The sequence below is a fragment of the Aeromonas sp. HMWF015 genome (genome assembly GCF_963878965.1).
In the GTDB taxonomy this organism is placed as follows: domain Bacteria; phylum Pseudomonadota; class Gammaproteobacteria; order Enterobacterales; family Aeromonadaceae; genus Aeromonas; species Aeromonas veronii.
This window is the reverse complement of sequence record NZ_CAWNZT010000073.1, coordinates 3,516-4,202: the sequence shown is the minus strand read 5'-3', so window position 1 is coordinate 4,202 and position 687 is coordinate 3,516. Positions and strand designations below refer to the sequence as shown.

At 59.0% G+C, this 687-nt stretch carries 1 protein-coding gene; it reads left to right on the top strand.

Features of this window, described 5'->3' with window-relative positions:
- Positions 1-42 precede the first annotated feature (42 nt).
- Positions 43-687 (top strand): arginine N-succinyltransferase (locus tag AACS18_RS03095; RefSeq protein WP_258228835.1); only part of this gene is annotated, 645 nt, incomplete at its 3' end.

Here is a 687-nt window from a genome sequence, read left to right as displayed (position 1 = left end):
GCCGGGACCCCACCTGTCGTCAATGAAAGGGAGTTGTCATTTATGTTGGTTATCCGTCCCATCGAGCAAAAAGATTTTGCCGGGCTCAAGACCTGCGCCATCGAGTCCGGCACCGGCATGACCTCGTTGCCCGTCAACGATGAGCTGCTGCAGCGCAAGATCGATGCCTCTACCCAGACTTTTTCCGACAAGCCCGCCGGCAAGGGGGACTGCCTCTACTTCTTCGTGGCCGAGGATCTGGAGACCGGCGAGATGGTCGGCACCTGTGCCATCGATGCCGCGGTTGGCCTCTCCCAGCCGTTTTACAACTACCACATCGGCAAGGTGGTGCACTCTTCCCCCAAGCTCGGCATCTACAACGTCGTTGAAACCCTGACCCTCTCCAACGACTACACCGGCAACTCCGAGCTCTGCACCCTGTTTTTGCGCGAATGTGCCCGCGAGGGGCTCAACGGCCGCCTGCTCTCCAAGCACCGCTTTCTGTTTATGGCCGAGCACCCTGAGCTGTTTGACGAGACCGTCTTCGCCGAGATGCGCGGCGTCTCCGATGCCAACGGCCACAGTCCCTTCTACGAGTGGCTGCAAACCCACTTCTTCTCGATGGATTTTCCCACCGTCGACTATCTGACCGGCATCGGCAAGAAGCGCTTTATCGCCGAGTTGATGCCCAAGTACCCCATCTACGTC